The organism is Streptomyces sp. NPDC017979 (assembly GCF_044328175.1).
Taxonomy (GTDB): domain Bacteria; phylum Actinomycetota; class Actinomycetes; order Streptomycetales; family Streptomycetaceae; genus Streptomyces.
Map to the genome: position 1 here is coordinate 168,849 of NZ_JBIRGU010000016.1, position 16,288 is coordinate 185,136.

Genomic DNA, 16,288 nt, shown 5'->3' on the forward strand with positions numbered 1-16,288 from the left:
TGCGCGACTTTTCACCAGTTGAGCACGGTTGAAACGCGTGCCACTGACGAACTGCCTAATTGTCTGCGGCGCAGCGCGACAGGTGGCCAGAATTCACGGCCGGCCCACGGCGACGGCCCGGATTCAGCTAGGCTGAGGGGTTGTCAGAAACGCTTGAAAGCACGGTGGTTGCCGGGTCCGCGAGGGGGTCCCTAGTCACGCAGATCCACGATCCGCTGGGTCTTGCCGGTCGAGCGCTCCAGGGCGTCCGGATCCACGACCTCGACGGCCACCGAAACGCCGACGCCGTCCTTGACGGCCGCCCCGACGGCCCGGGCCGCCGCGGCGCGCTGCTCTGCCGTGGCCGCCGGGCGCGCCTCGACCTCCACCGTCAGCGCGTCGAGCCGCCCCTCGCGGGTCAGCCGCAGTCGGAAGTGGGGCGCCAACTGCGGGGTGCGCAGCACGATCTCCTCGATCTGGGTGGGGAAGACGTTCACCCCGCGCAGCACGATCATGTCGTCGCTCCGGCCGGTCACCCGCGCCATCCGGCGGAAGGCCGGCCGCGCCGTGCCGGGCAGCAGCCGGGTGAGGTCCCGGGTGCGGTAGCGGACGACGGGCACGGCCTCCTTGGTGAGCGTGGTGAAGACCAACTCGCCGGGCGCGCCGTCCGGCAGCGCACCGCCCGTTGCCGGGTCCACGACCTCGGGCAGGAAGTGGTCCTCCCAGACGTGCAGTCCGTCCTGGGTCTGCGCGCACTCCTGCGCCACGCCGGGCCCCATGACCTCCGACAGTCCGTAGATGTCGACCGCCGAGATCGCGAACCGCTCCTCGATCTCCCGTCGCATCTCCTCCGTCCAGGGCTCCGCGCCGAAGATCCCCACCTCCAGCGAGGTGGAGCGCGGATCCACGCCCCGGCGCTCGAACTCGTCGAGGATCGTCAGCATGTACGAAGGGGTGACCATGATGATGCGCGGGCGCAGGTCCTGGATCAGGCGCACCTGGCGGCCCGTCATGCCGCCGGATGCGGGGATCACCGTGCAGCCGAGCCGTTCCGCCCCGTAGTGCGCCCCGAGTCCGCCGGTGAAGAGTCCGTAGCCGTACGCGATGTGCACCCGGTCGCCCGGGCGGCCGCCCGCCGCGCGGATCGAGCGGGCCACCACGTCCGCCCAGACGTCGAGGTCGTGCGCGGTGTACCCGACGACGGTCGGCTGCCCCGTGGTCCCGCTGGAGGCGTGGATGCGGGCCACCTGGGACTCGGGCACCGCGAACATCCCGTACGGGTAGTTCTCCCGCAGGTCCTCCTTGTCGGTGAAGGGGAAGCGGGCGAGGTCGGCGAGGGTGCGGCAGTCATCGGGGCACACCCCGGCCGCGGCGAAGGAGCGACGGTAGAAGGGGACGTTCTCGTACGCGTGGCGCAAGGTCGCGCGCAGCCGTTCCAACTGGAGGGCTCGGAGCTCCGGGCGGCTCAGCCGCTCCGCCGCGTCCCGCAGGTCCGCCATGGTGACCGCTCCCGTCCCTCGTCGGCCGACCGATCATTCGGTCATGGTGCTGGAGATCAGTAATCCAGCACGCCGCGCCCGATGGCAAGGGGGCGACCGGCGCCCGTCACGCGGCCGTTCGAAGGCGCCACCCGCCCGGCACGGTCACGGCGCGGCGGCCCGGGTCGCCACCGCGCGCGCCCAGCGGTAGTCCGCCTTGCCGCTGGGGGAGCGCTGGATCTCGTCGGCGACCACCAGTTGGCGGGGGATCTTGTACCCGGCCAGCTTGGTGCGGCAGTGCTCGCGGATCTCCGCCAGCGTCGGGGTCCGCACCCCGTCGCGGACCTGGACGACCGCGGCCACCCGATGGCCCCACCGGGCGTCCGGGACCCCGGCCACCAGGGCGTCGTACACGTGCGGATGCGCCTTCAGCGCCTGCTCGACCTCTTCCGGGTACACCTTCTCGCCGCCGGTGTTGATGCACTGGGAGCCCCGGCCGAGCACGGTCACCACGCCCTCCTCGTCCACCGTCGCCATGTCGCCCAGCAACACCCAGCGCTCCCCGCCGCGCTGGAAGAAGGTGGCGGCCGTCTTCGCCGGGTCGTTGTAGTAGCCGAGCGGGACGTGGCCGCGCTGGGCGATCCGCCCGGGCTCGCCGACGGCGACCGGCTCGCACGTCACCGGGTCGACCACCGCCGTGCGTGCGTTCACCCGCAGTCGAAAGCCCCGCTCCGGGCCCGAATCGGCCGTCGCCGTGCCGTTGAAACCGGACTCCGACGAGCCGAAGTTGTTCAGCAGCATCACGTGCGGGGCGAGTGCAGCGAACTGGGCCCGCACCGTCTCCGACATGATCGCCCCGGAGGAGGAGACGCTGAACAGCGCGGACAGGTCGGTGCCCGCCAGCGGTCCGTTGAGCGCATCGATCAGCGGCCTGAGCATGGCGTCCCCCACCAGCGACACGCTGGTCACCTGCTCCGCCTCGATCGTCCGCAGCACCTCATCGGGGGTGAACTTGCGGTGCAGCACCACCCGTTGGCCGAAGTCGAAGCCGATGAAAGCGGTCAGCGTGGACGTGCCGTGCATCAGCGGGGCGGTGGGGAAGAAGGTGATGCCGTCGCCGCCCGCGGCGACCCGCGCCGCCAACTCCTCGGGCCGCGACACCGGTTCCCCGGTCGGTGAGCCTCCGCCGAGACCGGAGAAGAACAGGTCCTCCTGGCGCCACAGCACGCCCTTCGGCATGCCGGTGGTGCCACCGGTGTAGATGACGAAGAGGTCGTCGGGGGAGCGGGCGGGAAAGCCGCGCTCGGGGGAGCCGGCCGCCTCGGCGCGGGCGAACGGGACGGCGTCGAGCGCCGGCGCGCCCTCGGGCGGGGCGCCGACCCGCAGCAGGTGGCGCAGCTTGTCGGCGTGCGGCAGCGCACCGGCCACCCGGCCGGTGAACTCGGCGTCGAAGACGAGTGCCACCAGGTCCGCGTCGCGATACAGGTACGCCAACTCTTCCTCGACGTAGCGATAGTTGACGTTCACCGGCACGATGCGCGCCTTGAGGCAGCCGAGCAGCGTCTGGAGGTACTCGACGCCGTTGTAGAGGTGCAGCCCCAGGTGGTCTCCCGGCCGTACGCCGACCTCCAGCAGGTGGTGGGCGATCCGGTTGGCCGCGGCGTCGAGCTGCGCGTAGCTCAGCCGGCGCGCCGCCCCCGTCCCCGGGTGGTCGAGGTACACCAGCGCCTCGCGGTCCGGCACCACGTCGACGACGGACTCGAAAAGGTCGGCAAGGTTGTACTCCACCGCTCCTCCTGACCCGGCACGCGCCCCCGGCGAAATGCCGGTTGGCGGTCATTACAGCGCCGGACGCGCCAACTGGGAAGGGCGCGCACACAATAATCTGACTATCTGTCAGAACACTCTTGAACTGGGACTCGACCTCCTGCAACCTGTTCTGGTCCTCGTCAGACGGGAGGTCCACCGATGCAGACCGAACAGCAGGGGCGACCGGAGCGGACGGCGGCCGGCGGCGGAACGGAACACCTCGCCGTACGGCGCGAGGGCGCCACCCTCGTCCTCACCCTGAACCGGCCGGAGGCGAAGAACGCCCTGTCGCTGCCGATGCTCGTCGGCCTGTACGACGGCTGGCTGGCCGCCGACGCCGACGACTCCGTCCGCTCGATCGTCCTCACCGGCGCCGGCGGCGCCTTCTGCGCCGGCATGGACCTCAAGGCCCTCGCCGGCAAGGGCGCCCCGGTCGCCGACGCGTACCGGCAGCGCCTGAAGGACGACCCCGACCTGCACTGGAAGGCCATGCTGCGCCACCACCGCCCCCGCAAGCCGGTGATCGCCGCCGTCGAGGGGCCGTGCGTCGCCGGCGGCACCGAGATCCTCCAGGGCACCGACATCCGGGTGGCCGGCGCCGGCGCCGTCTTCGGCCTCTTCGAAGTGCGGCGCGGACTCTTCCCGATCGGCGGCTCCACCGTGCGCCTGCCGCGTCAGATCCCCCGCACCCACGCGCTGGAGATGCTGCTCACCGGCCGCCCCTACACCGCCGACGAAGCACAGCGCATCGGGCTCGTCGGCCAGGTCGTCCCCGACGGGACCGCGCTGGAGCGGGCCCTGGCCCTGGCCGAGCGGGTGAACGCCTGCGGCCCGCTCGCCGTCGAGGCGGTGAAGGCGTCCGTGTACGAGACGGCGGAGTTGACGGAGGCCGACGGGCTCGCCGCCGAACTGGCCCGCGGCTGGCCGATCTTCGACACCGAGGACGCCAAGGAGGGCGCCCGCGCCTTCGCCGAGAAGCGCGCCCCCGACTACCGCCGCCGCTGACCGCCGAAGGAGCCGCCGTGACGTCCGCCGCCACTTCCCCGTCCTCGCCCGACGCACCCCGCACCCCGCTCGTCGCGCCGCTCGTCGTCGAGTTCCCCTTCACCCGCTCCCTGGGGCCCGTCCAGAGCGCCTTCCTCACCGGACTGCGCGAGTCCACCGTCCTCGGCGTGCGCACCGAGGACGGCCGGGTCCTGGTGCCCCCGGTCGAATACGACCCGAGCACCGCCGCCGAACTGCGCGACCTGGTGCAGGTCGGCGCCACCGGCACCGTCACCACCTGGGCCTGGAACCCCGCACCGCGCCGCGGCCAACCCCTCGACACCCCCTTCGCCTGGGTGCTGGTCCGGCTCGACGGCGCCGACACCGCGCTGCTGCACGCCCTGGCCGCCCCCGGCCCCGAGGCCGTGCGCACGGGCATGCGGGTGCGGATCCGCTGGGCCGCGACGCGCACCGGCGCCATCACCGACATCGCCTGCTTCGAGCCGTACGACGGACCGCCCGCGAACGCCGGGGGCGAGCACTCCGGCACCTTCGACTCCCCGGTCACCGGCATCGTCACCCCCGCCCGCCTCGACTACTCCCACGCACCCGGCCGGGCCCAGAGCCGCCATCTGCACGCCCTGGCCGAACGCCGGATCGTCGGCGAACGCTGCCCGCGCTGCCGCAAGGTGTACGTCCCGCCCCGCGGCGCCTGCCCCACCTGCGGCGTCGCCACCGCGGACCCGGTCGAGGTGGGCCCGCACGGCACGGTCACCACCTTCTGCATCGTCAACATCAAGGCCAAGAACCTCGACATCGAAGTGCCGTACGTGTACGCCCACATCGCCCTCGACGGCGCCGACCTCGCCCTCCACGGCCGGATCGGCGGCATCCCGTACGACGAGGTCCGCATGGGCCTGCGGGTCGAGCCGGTGTGGACCGACGGCGGGCGCTACCCCGACCACTACCGCCCCACCGGCGAACCGGACGCCGACTACGACGCCTACAAGGACATGCTGTGACGCGGGCGAGGGGCGCCAGCGGCGTCAGGGACGTCGCCGTCGTCGCCTTCGCCCAGAGCCCGACCCGGCGCCACAGCGACGACGTCTCCGAAGTCGAGATGCTGATGCCGGTGCTGCACGAGGTGCTGGCCCGCACCGGGCTGCGCACCGGCGACGTCGACTTCACCTGCTCCGGCTCCTGCGACTACCTCGCCGGCCGGGCCTTCTCCTTCACCATGGCCCTGGACGGCGTCGGCGCCTGGCCGCCGATCGCGGAGTCCCACGTGGAGACGGACGGCGCCTTCGCCCTGTACGAGGCGTGGGTGAAGCTGCTGACCGGTCAGGCCGAGACCGCGCTGGTGTACGCGTACGGCAAGTCGTCCCCCGGCCGGTTGCGGGACGTCCTCACCCGCCAACTCGACCCCTACTACCTCGCCCCGCTGTGGCCGGACTCGGTGGCCCTCGCCGCGCTGCAAGCCCGCGCGCTCCTCGACGCGTCCCTCACCACCGAGGCGGAACTCGCCGCCATCGGCGCCCGCAGCCGCGCGGACGCCGCCGCCAACCCCCGCGCCCAACTGCGCGGCGAGGTCGACCACGGCGACCTGCTCGTCCACCCCCTGCACACCGGGGACTGCCCGCCGATCGGCGACGGCGCCGCCGCCGTGGTCCTCGCCGCCGGCGAACGGGCCCGCGAACTGTGCGAACGGCCCGCCTGGATCCGCGGCATCGACCACCGCATCGAGGCGCACGGCCTCGGCGTGCGCGACCTCTCCGACTCGCCCTCCACCCGGCTCGCCGCGCAGCGCGCCGGGGCCTTCGAACGCCCCGTCGACACAGCCGAGTTGCACGCCCCCTTCACCAGCCAGGAAGTCGTGCTGCGCCGCGCACTCGCGCTCGACGCCGGCGTACGGATCAACCCCTCCGGCGGGGCCCTCGCCGCCAACCCGGTGATGGCCGCCGGGCTCGTCCGCATCGGCGAGGCCGCCGCCCGCATCCAGCGCGGCGCGGCCCACCGCGCCCTCGCCCACGCCACCTCGGGCCCCTGCCTCCAACAGAACCTGATCGCCGTCCTGGAAGGGGACTCGTGATGCCGACGGTCCACGTGCCGGCCGCGGCGGCCGTGTCTGCCGTGTCCAAAGAGCCCGTCGCCGTCGTCGGCGTCGGCCAGACCAAGCACGTAGCCGCCCGCCGCGACGTCTCCATCGCCGGACTGGTGCGGGAGGCCGCCGTACGCGCCCTGGCGGACGCCGAGTTGACGTGGGCCGACGTGGACGCCGTCGTCATCGGCAAGGCCCCCGACTTCTTCGAGGGGGTGATGATGCCGGAGCTGTACCTCGCCGACGCGCTCGGCGCCGTCGGCAAGCCGATGCTCCGCGTGCACACCGCGGGTTCCGTCGGCGGCTCCACCGCCCTGGTCGCCGCCGACCTCGTCGCCGCCCGGGTGCACTCCACGGTCCTCACCCTCGCCTTCGAGAAGCAGTCCGAGTCCAACGCGATGTGGGGCCTGTCGCTGCCCGTCCCCTTCCAACAGCCGCTGCTCGCCGGCGCCGGCGGCTTCTTCGCCCCCCATGTGCGCGCCTACCTCCGACGCAGCGGCGCACCGCCCGAGATCGGCTCCCTCGTCGCGTACAAGGACCGGCGCAACGCCCTCAAGAACCCCTACGCCCACCTGCACGAGCACGACCTCACCCTGGCGCGGGTCCAGGCGTCCCCCATGCTCTGGGACCCCATCCGTTACTCCGAGACCTGCCCGTCCTCCGACGGCGCCTGCGCCATGGTGCTCACCGACCGTGCCGGCGCGGCCCGTTCGCCCCGCCCGCCGGCCTGGCTGCACGGCGGCGCCATGCGCAGCGAACCGACGCTCTTCGCCGGCAAGGACTTCGTCTCCCCGCAGGCCGGCAAGGACTGCGCGGCCGACGTCTACCGACAGGCCGGGATCACCGACCCGCGCCGGGAGATCGACGCCGTCGAGATGTACGTCCCCTTCTCCTGGTACGAGCCGATGTGGCTGGAGAACCTGGGCTTCGCCGCCGAGGGAGAGGGATGGCGACTCACCGAAGCCGGCGCCACCGAACTCGACGGAGACCTGCCGGTCAACCCCTCGGGCGGCGTGCTGTCCACCAACCCCATCGGCGCCTCCGGCATGATCCGCTTCGCCGAGGCCGCCCTCCAGGTGCGGGGCGAGGCGGGGGAGCACCAGGTCGAAGGGGCCCGCCGGGCGCTCGGCCACGCCTACGGCGGCGGCTCGCAGTTCTTCGCCATGTGGCTGGTCGGCGCCGCACCCCCCACCACCTGACCGGCCGTCGCCCCAAGGGATGACGGGACACCCCTTGGGCCGCCGCAAGCGGCCTGTCGGCGACGGGGCGCGGTCGCTACGCTGACCGACGAAACCGCGCGGGAGGAGCGCCATCGTGGCCGACAGCACCACCGGTACCACCACCCAGCCGTTCTCCGGCTGGGACAAGCCCGAACTCGACCTCAGCAGAGCCGACTGGCGCTCGGGCAGCCACGGCGCGGGGGACGTCCAGATCGCCTTCGTGGAAGGGTTCATCGCGATGCGCAACGGCGGACGGCCCGGCAGCCCGCCGCTGATCTTCACGCCGGCCGAGTGGCGCGCCTTCGTGCTGAACGCCCGCGACGGGGAGTTCGACCTGACCTGAGCGCCGCCCCCGAGCAACGGACGCCCGCAGTCCGCCCGTTATCGGATGACCGGGGGTTTCGGCAACTGGAAAGTCCGGGATCCTGCCGAAAGCCGGGAAAGTCGGGGGTACCCGGCACCGACCGCCGCCCGGCGGCGTACCCTGAGGGCCCTCGACGACGTGCGTTCGGCGCCCCCGCACCTGCCGGGCGTGCGACCGGGCGCGGGGGTTGCACATGAGGCGACAAGCAGGCGCAGCGGGCCGCCGACTGTTCGAACGGGAAGTGGAACTGGCCGCGCTCGACGAAGCGTTGGCCGAGCTGCACCCCGGCCGCGCAGAACCGGGCGACACGGCCGACGCCGACCCCGCCGAACGGACGGACGGCCCCGATGTCGACCGCCCGCGCGGCGGGCTCCTCGCCTTCGCCGGCCCCGCCGGACTCGGCAAGACCACGCTCCTGGCCGAGGTCCGCCGACGGGCCGCGGCCCGCGGCTGCACGGTGCTCTCGGGCCGCGGCGGCGAACAGGAACAGCAAGTCGCCTTCCACGTCGCCCGCCAGCTCCTGCAACCCCAACTCGCCGGCCACCGCGAGGAGGAGCTGCGCTCCCGGCTCGGTAGCTGGTACGCCATCGTCGGTCCCGCGCTCGGGCTGTGCGCGGCCACCGACGGCTCGCCCCCGGACCGCCAGGGCCTGCGCGACGGCCTCGACTGGGTCCTCACCCATCTCGCGCTCACCACCGCCCCGCTCGTCCTCGTCCTCGACGACGCCCACTGGGCCGACCCCGAGTCCCTCGGCTGGCTCGCCTCCTTCGCCCCGCGCGCCGAAGAGCTGCCGATGCTGCTCGTCGTCGCCTACCGCCCCGAGGAACTGCCCGACCACGCCCACCAGTTCCGCCGGCTGCCCGGGCGCGCCGGCGGGCGCCCGCTCGACCTGGAACCCCTCACCGCCCCCGCCGTCGGCACCCTGGTGCGCGAACTCCTCGGCCCGGAGGCCGACGCCGCCTTCTGCCGGGAGTGCTGGGTCGTCACCGGCGGCAACCCCTTCGAGACCATAGAGCTGCTCGCCAAGGTCCGCGACCGCGGCATCGAACCCACCGAAGCCGGCGCGCCCCTGCTGCGGGACCTGGCCGCCGCGGTCAAGGGCAGCGGGCTGATAGCCCGGCTGGAACGCCTCGGGCCGGCCACGGTCCGCTTCGCCTGGGCCGGTGCCGTGCTCGGCACCGAGATACCGCCCGAACTCGCCGCCGCCGTCGCCGGACTCGGACCCGAACAGGCCGCGGACGCCGCCGACCGGCTGCGCGGCGCCCGCATCCTCACCGGCGCCGACACCCTGGAGTTCGTCCACCCCTTGATCGCCACCGCCGTCTACCGGGCGATACCCGACGCCGTCCGGGTCGCCCTGCACGGCCAGGCCGCCTGGTGCGCGGTGGACGCCGGACTCGGCCCCACGGCCGCCGCCCGCCACCTGCTGGAGACCCACCCGGACGGCGACCCCTGGGCGGTCCGCCAACTGCGCGCCGCCGCCCGTGAGACGCAGCGCGCCGGGGCGCCGGAGGCCGCCCGCCGCTTCCTCGCCCGCGCCCTGCGCGAGCCGCCCGCGCCCCAGGAGCGGGCCCACGTCCTGTACGAACTGGGCTGCGCCTCACTGCTGACCGAGCCCGCCACCACCGTGAACCACCTGCGGGCCGCGCTCGACGAACCGATCCGCGAACCCGCGCTGCGCCAGGGCATCGTGTACCACCTCTCCCAGGTCCTCGCCCATTCCGACCGCCTCGCCGAGGCGTCCGAGCTGCTGTCCCGCGAGGCCCGGCGCACCACCGACCCGCGCGCCCGCCTCAGACTGCGGGCCCACCGACTGATGTGGGACGCCTTCCGCGCCGACGAGCAGGAATCCCCGGCCCGCTCCCGGCGACTGGCCCGGCTCGCCGACCGGCTCACCGGCCGCGACGTCACGGAGCGGTACGTCTTCGGGCTGCGCGCCTGGGACGCCACGCTCCGCGGAGAGCCCGCCCCCGTCGCCCTCAAGTACGCCGAACGCGCCCTGGACGGCGGGCTGAGCTGGGCCGTCGCGGACCGCGGATTCGAGGTGCCCGCGCTGGTCGCGCTCACCTTCCTGTACGCCGACCGGCCCGAGCGCGCCGAGGAGCTGTTCGCCGCCGGCACCGCCGAGTTCGAGCGGCACGGCTGGCGGGGCGCGCACCTGTCCTTCGCCTACACCCTGCTGGCGTACATCCGCTACCGGCGCGGACGCCTCACGGAGGCGGAGGAGTACGGCCGCGCCGGGCTGCGGCTCGCCGAGCGCGTGGGCCGCGGCACGCCCGCCGAGTGGTACTCGGTGGCCACCCTCGTGACGGTGCTGCTGGCCCGCGGCGGGATCGACGAAGCGACGGCGGTCGCCCGCGACCACGACTTCGGCGAGCCGTTCCCGGCCGCGGTCACCTTTCCCGACGCCCAGACCGTGTACGGGGAACTCCTCCTCGCCCGCGGCCGCACGGCCGACGCGGTGGGCGAACTGGCCTCGGCGGGCCACCGGCTGGACGCCCGCGGCATCCGCAACCCCGCCTGGTGCCCCTGGCAGCTCCACCTCGCGGTCGCCGAACACCCCGTCGCCCCCGACCGGGCCCGCGCCGCGGCCCGCGACGCGTTGGAGCGCGCCCGCAGGTTCGCCGCGCCGTCCGTCGTCGGCCAGGCCCTGCGGGTCGCCGCCGAAGTCGGCGAGGAGCACGAGCGCGAGCCCCTGCTGCGGGAGGCCGTCGCCGCGCTGGAACGTTCATCCGCCCGTTATGAACTCGCCCGGGCCCTGGTCGCCCTCGGCGCCCACCTGAGCCGCACCGGCCGGCTGCGCGACGGCGCCGAGCACCTGGACCGCGGGCTGACGACGGCCCTGCGGTGCGGCGCGGACGCGCTCGCCGCCACGGCCCGTGACGAGCTGACGGCGGCGGGTGGGCGGCCCGAGGGGCCGACGGCCCCGGAGTGGGAGCCGCCCGCGGTGCCGGTGCCCCGCCAGGGGGAGCCGTCCCTCGCGCCACCGCTGCTGCCCGTCGCCCCTCGGCGCGCGGGCCGGACCGACCCGCTGTAGGTCCCGTCCCCGGCGGTCGGACACGGCGCGTTGGCCGGGCCCGGGCCCGGCGTTTCGGGGCCGCCCCCGGTCCGACCGACCGGTTCCGGACACGTACCATGGCGGTATGTCCTTCCTCCGCCGCCGCAGCGCCGCCACTCCCGCCGGCCCGGACTTCGACGTCCTGGCCATGGACCCGGGGGACTGGCCCGGGAATCTCGGCGCGGGCCTGCTGCCCGCGCCCGACGGCACCTGCCAGGGGGTCTTCCTCCGCTACGACCTGTTCGGCGGCCGCGGCCCCGCGATGATCATCGGGAATCTGCCGCAGGGCTCCCCGGCGCGCGAGCTGGCGCAGGGGCAGGTGCCCTTCGAGGTGGCGCAACTGCTGCTGGCGCTGGAGAACGAGGAGCCCGTGGAGGTCGTGGGCTCGGAGGACGTCCCCGTCATGCAGGGGGACAACCTGCTGATCGTGCGTCGCCTCAAGCTCTCCGAGAGCCGGATCTCCTGCGTCCAGTTCGACCGCAGCGACGACGTCCTGGTCACCATCGCGAGCTGGGACCGGCCGATCACGGACGACCTCTACGCGCTGTTGAAGCCGCTGCCGGCGGAGCTCTTCCAGCAGGGCTGACGCCCGCTGCCGGGCGCGTGGCGCCGCACGATCGAAAGGATCGCGCGGCGCTTCTTCATGTCGGCCGGAAGCCGGCGGTCAGCGCGCCAACGCGGTGGCCAGGCGGGCCGCCCCGGTCCCCAGGCCCGAGGGGCCGCCGAGCCGCGCGGTGCCGGCGCCCGCACGGACGTCCTGCGCACCGTAACGACGCACGTGGTGGTGCCAGTTCACGATGCCCGCCATCCAGTCCTGGAGCTCTTCGACGTAACCGTCGAGCTCCGCCCGCTGGTCGGCGTCCAGCCCCAAGTCCGCCACGAGGGCGGGTAGTTCGTTCTCCTTGACGTGCAGGAACTGGCGCAGCCGGCCGCGCAGCAGGTCGTCGACGATCGTGACGGCGGCCGGGTAGTCGCAGCCGAAGAACGTCTGCACCACCAGCAGCGCATTGTGCACGTCGCCGTCGAACTCGATCTCCTTCTGGTACGAGAACAAGTCGTTGACCAGGCAGGCGTAGGTGATCGCCGAACTCTCCAAGGTGCGCACCGTGCCGCTGCGCAGCACCTTCGCCGGCAGCCGCGGCGAGCGCCGCAGCCGGCACAGCAGCAGGGTGAGGTCGGAGCCGAAGGTGTCCCGGCGCATCTCCAGGTAGTCCACCGGGTCCGGCACGCGGTGCTGCGTGAGGTTGTGCAGCTCCCACAGCCAGCTCTCCAGCATGGCCGCGATCGCGTCGCGCAGCCGTTGCCGTGCTTCGGGCGCCATGGGGCCGGCGGTGCGCACCCACAGGTCCGCGAGACCGCGCTCCAGCGGGCTGACGGCGTACCCGGGAGCCGCGGCCGGCTCGCCGACCGGCATGCACGCCAGCAGCCGATCGTTGGTCAGCCGGGCGCCCGCGAGGTTCTTCGGCCGGCCGAAGACCAGGGGGTAGTAGTCGTCGGCGTAAGTGCCCCAGGTCAGCCACTCGGCGCTGAGCGCCAGCTCGTCGGGCGTGGCGTCGGGGTCGATGCCGGCCGCGCAGAGCGCGAGGTCGAAGCCGCGGAGCAGCGGTGCGTCCCAGATGTCGGCCAGCAGTCCGGTGCGCTCCGCCCACGCCACGGACCGCTCCCGGGCCTGCTCGTGGTGCGGGCTGAGCGCCAGGGGGAACGGCAGTTCGAAGTCGGGGAGCAGCGACGGGCCGGTCTGCTGGTGCGGCGTGTGCGTGAGGGTGCGCAGCCGGGCGGCGGCGGGGCGGCCGAAGAGCGTGGTGACGTCGAGTGCGGAGGTGCCGAGGGCGCCGCCGAGCAGGGAGCGTCCAGGGGCCGCGCCCTCGTTCATGTAGCGGCTGGAGCGCAGGTGCCATTCGTGGCCGCCGGACTGCCAGTCCTGGAGGCCCTTGGCGTACAGCGCGACGGCCGCGCACTCGGCGGGGGACAGCCCCTTGTCCCGGCACAGCGCGGGGACCTCGGTCAGCGCGGTGTTCTCGAACTGCTGGAGACGGGAGGTCAGCAGGTCGTTGACCACCTCGGCGGCCTCCTGCGTCGGGCAGCCGAGGAAGGTCTCCAACACCAGGACGCCGTTGCTCAACTCGCCCTCCTCCTCCACCTCCCGCTGGTAGGAGAAGAGGTCGTTGCGCAGGTGCACGGCGTCGGCGAAGCTCTCCGTCAGTACGCGCAGGGGTCGGCTGCGGGCGACGGACGCCGGCACTTCGGCGTCCGCCGCGAACTCCACCAACTGCGCCGACCAGGGCGCGCCGCCGACCTTGCGGCGCATCTCGATGTACTCGACGGGGTTGGCGATCCGCCCCTCGTTGATGTTGGACAGCTCCCAGATGGACTCGTCGAGCAGATTGCGCGTCGACTCGGCGAACCGGGCGCGCCACGCCGGGCTCATGTGCACCACGGTCCGCCGCCACAGGTCCGCGAGGCCCGCCTCCACCGGGTTGGTCGGCTCGGGGACCTGTCGAGCGGGGTCCATCGGCATGAAGGCCGGCAGCCGGTCGAGGTACGCCTGTCCGCCCGCCCGGTCCTGGGTGCGCTTGAAGGTCTCCAGGAAGTGGTCGTCGAAGAAGAAGACCCACACGTACCAGTCGGTGACCAGGGCCAGCTTCTGCGCGTCGCAGTCGGGGTGGGTGTAGGCGCACAGTCCGGCGTAGTCGTGCGCTTCGAGGTCGCTCTCATCCCAGATGCCGGAACCCTCCAACATCCCCATCCGGCGCGCCCACGCGCGGGTGTGCGTCCGCGCCGTCTCGACGTGGGCGTTGAGGCGCGCCGGATGGGGCACGTAGAAGTCGGGCAGGACGAAGGGCTGTGCCATGCGTGCCGGGCCTTTCCGGTCAGGCGGAACGGTTTACCGGCGTGTCCTGCCCATCGCCCGGATGGCCCACGCTCCGGAAGGATTAGTCATACGATCGCACCAGAGTGACGTCGGCGGCCTTGACGAAGGCGATCCGGTGTCCGAACTGGATCTGGTAGTACTCCTCCTGGCCGCGCACCACCCGGTGCACCGACGTGTCGAACGTCGGTGCGTACAGGTACTCGCCGGCCACCCGCTCACCCACCACGTACCGCTGCCCCGCGAGCAGCCGGTACGGCAGCGGCGCAATGGCCTGCACCGGCACGCCCGCCGGATACGCACCCGCCTCCGGATACGCCCTGCCGTACACCGGCACCTCCGCCAGCCCCTCCCGCGGCGTGACCAGCACGCCCCGCGCCCCCACCGACGTCGGCTGCTCGGCGGGGTCGTGGAACCACGCCTTCGCACCCAGGTACCAGATCGCCGTCCACTCGCCGCGGCGCTCCGCCACCGCGTACTGCTGACCCGTCGAGGCCCGGGCGCCGATGTCGTTGACGTTGGTCGTCGACTCGCTGCCGTCCGGCCGCAGCCCGACGTCCTTGACCAACGGCGCGTCCGCCGAAGGCTCGGTGTGCAGCCGCACCGCCCCGGAACCGTGCGGCGCGCACGGCTCGCCCGGCTTGCCGCAGCCCGTGTACGCGGGCCGGTGGCGCGCGTAGTCGGGGCGGACGGTCACCACCGCCGACCGAGGCCCCGCGGTGGCCTCGAAGGGCCGGCCCAGCAGCGTGAAGTAGTGGGCCCAGTCCCAGTACGGCCCCGGGTCGGTGTGCATGCCGCGGATGCCGGCCGCCGTCGAACCGGGCACGTTGTCGTGGCCGATGACGTGCTGACGGTCCAACGGGATCCCGTACCGCTTCGCCAGATGGCGCACCAGCCGCGCCGACGAGCGGTACATCGCCTCCGTGTACCAGGCGTCCGGGGCGGCGAGGAAGCCCTCGTGCTCCAGCCCGACGGACTTGGCGTTCACGTACCAGTTGCCGGCGTGCCAGGCGACGTCCTTCAGCGGCACGTGCTGGGCGACGTGCCCGTCCGACGAGCGCAGCGTGTACTGCCAGGAGACGTACGTCGGGTCCTGCACCATGCGCAGCGCGGAGTCCCAGTACCCCTCGACGTCGTGGACGACGATGTAGCGCACCGACTGGGAGACGGGCCGGTCCGCCTTGTCGTGGTTGCCGTAGTCGCCCTCCCCGAACTCCTCGTACGGAGCGGGCACCCACTCGCAGGACACCGTGCTCGGGCACTCCGTCCGCCCCCGGTCCGCGGTGCGCAGCCCCAACCCCGCCAACTGCGCGCGGTCGGGCACGGCGCGGGCGTCCGGGGCGAGCGTCACGCGCTGGCCGGCGTCGGTGCGCCGGCTGTGGCCCGTGCGGATCACCTCGAAGACGTCGTCCGCGTACGCGCCCGCCGTCGCCGCGTCGTCGGCGGCGGAGAACGCGGCCACCGCGCCGTACCAGTCGGCCGGATCCGGGCTCGGGGCGCGCCCCAGACGCCGTTGGGCGTCGGCGAGCAGGGCCGCGCCGCCGAGCACGTTGGCCCGGACGCCGGTGCGCAACTGCCGCGGTGCGATGCCCGACAGCGCGGCGGCCCGCTCAAGGGTCCGCAGCCGCGCGGGGAGCGCGGCGGGATCCGGGAGGGCAGCGGGCGTACGGCCCGGTGCGCCGGCGCGCTCGGCCGGACGGGGCACCCCGTCGCGCCCCGCGCGCCCGTCGTGCGATCCGTGCCCGCCGTGCCCGGGTCCGTGGTCGTCCGCCAGTGCGGTCCGGGCGTCGGTGAGGTGCATCGGGCCGTAGCCGCCGACGACGCTCGCGGCACCGCCGTGGCCGTCCCAGCGCGACTGGAGGAACGCCACCCCGAGCAACACGCTCTGCGGCACCCCGTACTGCCGGGCGGCGTGGGCGAAGTCCCGTTGGAAGTCCTCGACCGCCGGACCCCGCGGTGCGGGGGCCGCGACCCCGGGCGTCAGCGTCGACAGCAGCAGGGCCGCGGACGCCACCGCAGCGCCCGAACCCCGCAAGAGGGCCCGGCGTGCACGGCGCGCGCGGCGCGTTGACGGGGGAACGGATCGGTGCACGGCGGCCTCCGGGGGGCGTACGGTGCGCGACGGGCGTGCGAAGCAGGGCCTGCTTCAGGGGTATCGGTTGCCGCACGAGCCGTCAAACATGCGTCATGCATGGGAACACCCCACGTCAGGAGGCATCTCGGCGCACTTTCAGCGACGCGCCGCCACCGGCCTGCACGGCGTCTCAGGTCCACGCCAATGCCGAACGGGCACAAGGGATTTCATCGAAGGCGGTCGTCCGTGACCCCGCACCGGGCCGGCGGGACACCGAGGACCGACCACAAGGTGGCCAGGTCGTACCCCGGCAGGTACCACCCGGTGTGCTCCCAGTCGACCAGCACCGGCCCCG

11 protein-coding genes and 1 pseudogene are annotated in these 16,288 nt (G+C 73.7%); 7 read left to right on the forward strand and 5 right to left on the reverse strand.

Annotated elements, in window-relative coordinates; genetic code table 11:
* Nucleotides 1-191: 191 nt before the first annotated feature.
* Nucleotides 192-1,478: a phenylacetate--CoA ligase PaaK gene (gene paaK, locus ACH4E8_RS31190; protein ID WP_398454682.1), complete on the reverse strand. Its 1,287-nt coding sequence runs from the start codon at nt 1,476-1,478 to the stop codon at nt 192-194.
* 144 nt (nt 1,479-1,622) lie between these two features.
* A complete protein-coding gene (locus ACH4E8_RS31195; RefSeq protein WP_398454683.1) occupies nt 1,623-3,245 on the reverse strand; it encodes an acyl-CoA synthetase in 1,623 nt (540 codons plus the stop codon).
* A gap of 180 nt (nt 3,246-3,425) precedes the next feature.
* On the opposite strand from ACH4E8_RS31195, the gene ACH4E8_RS31200 reads away from it, so the two are divergent.
* The 7 genes from ACH4E8_RS31200 to ACH4E8_RS31230 all read left to right on the forward strand — a co-directional run bounded on the left by ACH4E8_RS31200 (nt 3,426) and on the right by ACH4E8_RS31230 (nt 11,576).
* Entirely contained in the window at nt 3,426-4,271 is an 846-nt protein-coding gene (locus ACH4E8_RS31200) for a crotonase/enoyl-CoA hydratase family protein (RefSeq protein WP_398454685.1), read from the forward strand.
* A gap of 17 nt (nt 4,272-4,288) precedes the next feature.
* Complete coding sequence (locus ACH4E8_RS31205) at nt 4,289-5,272, forward strand: Zn-ribbon domain-containing OB-fold protein (protein WP_398454686.1); 984 nt, start codon at nt 4,289-4,291, stop codon at nt 5,270-5,272.
* Complete coding sequence (locus ACH4E8_RS31210) at nt 5,269-6,339, forward strand: thiolase domain-containing protein (RefSeq protein ID WP_398454688.1); 1,071 nt, start codon at nt 5,269-5,271, stop codon at nt 6,337-6,339. Before ACH4E8_RS31205 ends, ACH4E8_RS31210 begins: the two co-directional genes overlap by 4 nt.
* A gap of 41 nt (nt 6,340-6,380) precedes the next feature.
* Nucleotides 6,381-7,547 (forward strand): thiolase domain-containing protein, encoded by a 1,167-nt coding sequence (locus tag ACH4E8_RS31215; protein ID WP_398454710.1) that lies wholly within the window; start codon nt 6,381-6,383, stop codon nt 7,545-7,547.
* 115 nt (nt 7,548-7,662) lie between these two features.
* The gene (locus ACH4E8_RS31220; RefSeq protein WP_398454689.1) at nt 7,663-7,911 is read left to right on the forward strand and encodes a DUF397 domain-containing protein; all 249 of its coding nucleotides are present in this window, start codon (nt 7,663-7,665) and stop codon (nt 7,909-7,911) included.
* Between the two features lie 214 nt (nt 7,912-8,125).
* Nucleotides 8,126-10,969 (forward strand): ATP-binding protein, encoded by a 2,844-nt coding sequence (locus ACH4E8_RS31225; RefSeq protein ID WP_398454691.1) that lies wholly within the window; start codon nt 8,126-8,128, stop codon nt 10,967-10,969.
* 106 nt (nt 10,970-11,075) lie between these two features.
* Entirely contained in the window at nt 11,076-11,576 is a 501-nt protein-coding gene (locus ACH4E8_RS31230) for a hypothetical protein (RefSeq protein ID WP_398454692.1), read from the forward strand.
* A gap of 78 nt (nt 11,577-11,654) precedes the next feature.
* Here the strand turns inward: ACH4E8_RS31230 and ACH4E8_RS31235 are convergent, their stop codons facing one another.
* From ACH4E8_RS31235 to ACH4E8_RS31245, 3 genes and pseudogenes are all read right to left on the reverse strand, one after another.
* Nucleotides 11,655-13,841 carry a germacradienol/geosmin synthase gene (locus ACH4E8_RS31235; RefSeq protein ID WP_398454693.1) on the reverse strand — a complete coding sequence of 729 codons (2,187 nt, stop codon included), beginning with the start codon at nt 13,839-13,841 and terminating at the stop codon, nt 11,655-11,657.
* Nucleotides 13,842-13,923: 82 nt separating this feature from the next.
* Nucleotides 13,924-15,873 carry an N-acetylmuramoyl-L-alanine amidase gene (locus ACH4E8_RS31240; protein ID WP_398454695.1) on the reverse strand — a complete coding sequence of 650 codons (1,950 nt, stop codon included), beginning with the start codon at nt 15,871-15,873 and terminating at the stop codon, nt 13,924-13,926.
* 320 nt (nt 15,874-16,193) lie between these two features.
* Nucleotides 16,194-16,288: pseudogene (locus tag ACH4E8_RS31245) on the reverse strand (aminoglycoside phosphotransferase family protein); the annotation flags it as partial.